5 protein-coding genes are annotated in these 4,384 nt (G+C 63.6%); 4 read left to right on the top strand and 1 reads right to left on the bottom strand.

What is annotated here, in order from left to right; translation table 11 throughout:
- From ACQ4WP_RS28980 to trfA, 3 genes are all read left to right on the top strand, one after another.
- The coding region (locus ACQ4WP_RS28980; RefSeq protein ID WP_436526723.1) for a hypothetical protein at positions 1–382 on the top strand (382 nt) is incomplete at its 5' end.
- Positions 382–1,044, top strand: a complete 663-nt coding sequence (locus tag ACQ4WP_RS28975; protein ID WP_436526721.1) for a hypothetical protein — start codon at positions 382–384, stop codon at positions 1,042–1,044. The genes ACQ4WP_RS28980 and ACQ4WP_RS28975, both read left to right, overlap by 1 nt.
- A gap of 3 nt (positions 1,045–1,047) precedes the next feature.
- A complete protein-coding gene (gene trfA / locus ACQ4WP_RS28970) occupies positions 1,048–1,953 on the top strand; it encodes a plasmid replication initiator TrfA (protein WP_436526719.1) in 906 nt (301 codons plus the stop codon).
- Positions 1,954–2,700: 747 nt separating this feature from the next.
- Here the strand turns inward: trfA and ACQ4WP_RS28965 are convergent.
- Positions 2,701–2,997, bottom strand: a complete 297-nt coding sequence (locus tag ACQ4WP_RS28965; protein ID WP_436526717.1) for a DUF8583 domain-containing protein — start codon at positions 2,995–2,997, stop codon at positions 2,701–2,703.
- A 181-nt stretch (positions 2,998–3,178) separates the two neighbouring features.
- Between ACQ4WP_RS28965 and mobQ the strand changes: the two genes are divergently transcribed.
- Positions 3,179–4,297 (top strand): MobQ family relaxase, encoded by a 1,119-nt coding sequence (gene mobQ, locus ACQ4WP_RS28960; protein WP_436526715.1) that lies wholly within the window; start codon positions 3,179–3,181, stop codon positions 4,295–4,297.
- Positions 4,298–4,384 lie beyond the last annotated feature (87 nt).

Genomic DNA, 4,384 nt, shown 5'->3' with positions numbered 1-4,384 from the left:
GACAACGACGGCCCCGGCTGGTCAAGATAAGCAACAAAAATCCTTTTTTGTTTTTCAAAAATGGCTTTTATGTTGTATAATAAAGCCATATAAAACGTATGGAGTGGCCTTTATGAAATCCTTGGACGTGGATAGCTTCGCTGTCCTGACTCGCACCGGCAGCGTGCACCGGGTGTTCCTGACCCCTTACCCAGCCATCGACGGCGGCGGCTGGTTCCTCGACGTTGACCACAGCGACCACGGCCTGACCCGAGAGCTTCACACCAAGCGGGCGGGCCTGCGGGTGTTCAAGACCTCGGATGCAGCCATCAAGGCGCTGCAAGAGTGCGGCTATGCCGGGTCGGTGGTCGTGGTGATGAAGCCGGAACAAGGGGGCAAGTGATGGACGCACAGCAGCAGCTATTCGGCCTCATGGCCGTTGCAGAGGAGCACCAGAAGGCCGTCAAGGCCGCAATCGAAGGGCTGACCGCAGAGCGGGCAGCACTCGCCAAGGAACGCGCCGCCGTGGCTCAGGCAGCGGCCAGCGTGGCCGGTATCGCCGGCGAGGTGCGCAAGGCGGCCTCGGATGCCGTCCCAGCCATGCAGAAGGCCGCAGGAGAGGCTGTAGGCGCTTCGGTGAGGCAATCCCTTGCCGGGGCCTCAGATGCGGCCGCAAAAGCGCTTGGCGAGGCTGCAAAGCCCGTTCTCGGTAGCCTGTCGGGTGTGGTGCAGGCTGCAAGCGATGCCGAAGGCTCGATGCGGAACGCGGGCGCATGGTTCGCTTGGAAGTGGGTGGCCGTGGCCGCTGGTGGGCTGATCGGCGTGTGCCTGGTGGCGTATGCCTCGCTCGCCTGGCAGTTGCACCAGGTCAGCAGCCTGCGCGAAGAAAAGGCCGCGCTCCTAGGCGAAGTCGCCCAGTTGCAGGCAAACGCCGACGACTGGGCCAAGCGTGGCGGACGGGCCAAGCTGGACAAGTGCGGCGACGCGCGCCGCTTGTGCGTCCGCATCGACAAGACCACCAGCTACGGCAAGGACAGCGATTACTTTGTTTTGCGGGGGTACTGACCCATGAAAAAGCTAAACGAGTTGCTGGCACGCATCCCCGAGATGCAGGCGCGGGCGAAGCAGCGGGCCGAGCGTGAGCCATTGCCCGGCAAGCCGTTGCCCAAGAACGTGGTGCAGCTCCCGCTATGGCCGGAGCCTGTCCGGGCGGTGCCGAACGGCTTTCTACGGTCGGCCCTGTTCGGCGCGATCGCCAAGGGCAAGCGCCGCTACATTGACGGCGAGCAACTCGCCGCCCTTGATGGCGTCGAGATCCGCTACACCGGGCAGCGCCTCGACCAAGGCGACCTTGACGTGTGGGAAAGCGTGCTGCACGCCGTGCGCCTTCAGGAGCTGGGCAGCCAGTGCCGCGTCACGTCCTACGCCCTGCTGAAGCTCATGGGCAAGACCGACACAGGCAAGAACCGGGTGACGCTGAACAAGCGCATCACGCGGCTTGTAGCCAGCGCTCTGACGGTCAAGCAGGGCCGGTACAGCTACATCGGCAGCCTGATCGCCGGAGCGGCCAAGGACGAGGAAACGCAGGAGTGGGTCATCGAGCTGGACGCCAAGCTGCGCCCGCTCTACGCAGCCGACCAGTTCACGCAGATCGAGTGGGCAGTTCGCCAAGAGCTGGACGGCCAGCAGCTCGCGCAGTGGCTGCATGGGTTCTATGCCACTCACGCCAAGCCGTTCCCGATGAAGGTTGAAACGCTGCTGAACCTGTCGGGCGGCGAGAACGCCGACCCTTACAGCGGTAAGCAGAAGCTGCGGAAGGCACTGGATGCCGTTGTCGAGGCCAGCGCGGCCCACGGCGAGGGGTTCAGCTATGACATTCGCGGCGATCTCGTGCACGTCGAGAAGCGGGCCAGCGGGCCGCAGCGGCGCCACTTGGCCAAGAAGGCGACCAAGCCCCGGAAGCCTCGCGCCTGATACCGTTCCAGCGGATAGGAGATACCGTTCCAGCGGATAGGAGATACCGTTCCAGCGGATAGGAGATACCGTTCCAGCGGATAGATTATCCACAGGCCGAACAGGCCGCAAACCCGCGCCAGTACTGGGTTTCAGCGTTTAGCGAAAACCAAGCTAATCCGGTTTTAATCCTTTCTTAATCACCCAGCGGCTTCGCCGGGGCGGGTTTCACCCTCCCCCGTACCGGCTCCCCCACCCCTTGAGAAGCATCGCCGTTGGCGATGGATGAGCCGCTTTGCGGCTGTTAAATCGCCCCCTCCGCCCCCTCCGGGGGAACGAGTCGCCCTCTGTCGTCAAGGGTGCAGGGGGACGGCCTACGGCCTTAAAACCCCCTACACCCATGACTGGAGCGTGGGTCATTCCGAAGGCATCAAGGGTCGCTGCGCTCAAATCCTCACCCGTTCGGTGCTCAGGGCTTCGCCCTTGCGCTCCGCGTGCGGCTTCCGGTTTGCCCCTTGACCCCTTCTCCATTCCAAAACCGAACAGCCGTCGATCAGGAAAGCGAAAGGGCAGGGTCAAGGGCCAGACCATAGGCCGCAGTCCGACCGCAGGGAGGAACCGGGCGTAGGGCTGGGCGAAGCGAACCCTTGATGCTGAACCGTAGCGGCAGACGTTCCAGTGGTGGGGTGTGGGGGTTTAGGCCGTAGGCCGTCCCCTGCACCCCTGCCACGTGGCGAACGCGGGGTTTGGGGCAGCGCCCCAAGGTGTTCAGGATTGGGCGGTTGTGGGCTGCTCAGACTGGGCGGATGGCAGATCAAACAAGGCCCGATCATCAGCGCGAGTCAGCGAAGAATCCAGCATGGCAAGCAGCTTGTCTTGAGGCCATTCCCCGCGTTCGACTTTGGCGAGGATGGCAGCACCGACGAGAATCTTGCGGCGGGTGTCTATCGAGCGTTTTGCCTTGGATTCTGCCGCACGTTTGCGTGCTTCGATTTGCTGCTTCTTGGCCTTCTCTTGTTTGAGTTTGGTTTCTAGTGCTGCAATGCGTTCTTCGATGGTTGCCATTCTTGCGCCTCCTATGGGGTTGATGCCTTGTATTTTACCCCGAAGGCTGATAGGTGCGTGAGGGGGTGCGAAGGCGTAGAATACGCCGGAGCACAGACCCGCAGCGAAGAGCAAGGGCGCACTTATGCAAACTACGTTTGCGTGCGGTCTGCGACCCTGAAAACCAACCCAAAGGCAACCCGTGGCGATTTACCACCTATCCGTCAAGACAGTCAGCCGGTCAGCCGGTCGCAGTGCGACCGCCGCCGCTGCCTATCGTGCCGGGGTGGAAATCACCGACGAGCGAACCGGCGAGATTCACGACTACACCCGCAAGGGTGGGGTCGAATCCGCCGAGCTTGTCTTGCCTGCCGGTGCGCCAGAGTGGGCCGCCGACCGGGCGGCACTCTGGAACGCAGCCGAGCAGACCGAGACCCGGAAGAACTCGACGGTAGCCCGCGAGTTCGAGATAGCCTTGCCGGAGGAACTTTCCCCCGCCGAGCGGCAGCGGCTGGCCCGCGACTTGGCGCGGGAGATCGTGAATCGCCACGGCTGCGCGGCAGACGTGGCGATTCACGCCCCCGGTAAGGAGGGCGACAACCGCAACCACCACGCGCACATCCTGCTGTCGACCCGCCGCCTTGGGCCGGAGGGTTTCACCGAGAAAACCCGCGAGCTGGACGACCAGAAAACCGGCCCGCAGATCGTTACCCAATGGCGGGAGCGGTTCGCCAGCTTGCAGAACGAGCGGCTACGCGAGGCGGGCATAGATGTCCGCGTCGATCACCGCACGCTTGAGGCGCAGGGAATCGACCGGGAGCCGACCCAGCACCTAGGGCCAGCGGCCAGCGGCTACGAGCGCCGCACCGGCCAGCCGAGCGACAAGCGCATCCAGCAGGAACGGGAAGCCGTGGAGCGGCTGACCCGCGCCAAGACGCTGGGCGAACTGGAGCGGCAAAGCCGCCAGTCCGACCGCCTCATCCTCGACCTGTCGGGCGACCTCAGCGCGGCCAAGGCCGAGCGCGACCGCCAGCCAGCGCCGGAAGTGAAGCAGGCCGCGGCCTCTGGGGTGGCCGACTTCCGGGCGCAGTTCGAGGCCGCGAAGCTGGCCGAAGCCGGGAAGCAGCAGGCGCGGCAAGCCTTCGAGCAGTTCAAAGCCGAGCAACAGGCGCAGCAGCGGCAAGCCGAGCTTGCCAAGCAGCAGGCGGCGCAGGCACTGGCGAAGCAGCGCGAGGAAGCCGAGCGCAAGCAGCAGGCCGAACAGGAGCGGCCGCAGCCCAAGCGCAGCCGCGACAACGACGGCCCCGGCTGGTCAAGATAAGCAACAAAAATCCTTTTTTGTTTTTCAAAAATGGCTTTTATGTTGTATAATAAAGCCATATAAAACGTATGGAGTGGCCTTTATGAA

The sequence above is a fragment of the Janthinobacterium lyxosi genome, from assembly GCF_051380665.1.
GTDB lineage: Bacteria > Pseudomonadota > Gammaproteobacteria > Burkholderiales > Burkholderiaceae_D > Janthinobacterium.
Note: the sequence above shows the minus strand (reverse complement) of the source record. Positions and strands in the feature narration are given on the sequence as shown.

What these genes read in the sequence shown, in the direction of transcription:
- ACQ4WP_RS28975 (WP_436526721.1), top strand. Translation starts at nt 382, where the DNA reads ATGGACGCACAGCAGCAGCTATTCGGCCTCATGGCCGTTGCAGAGGAG.
- trfA (WP_436526719.1), top strand. Translation starts at nt 1,048, where the DNA reads ATGAAAAAGCTAAACGAGTTGCTGGCACGCATCCCCGAGATGCAGGCG.
- ACQ4WP_RS28965 (WP_436526717.1), bottom strand. Translation starts at nt 2,997, where the DNA reads ATGGCAACCATCGAAGAACGCATTGCAGCACTAGAAACCAAACTCAAA.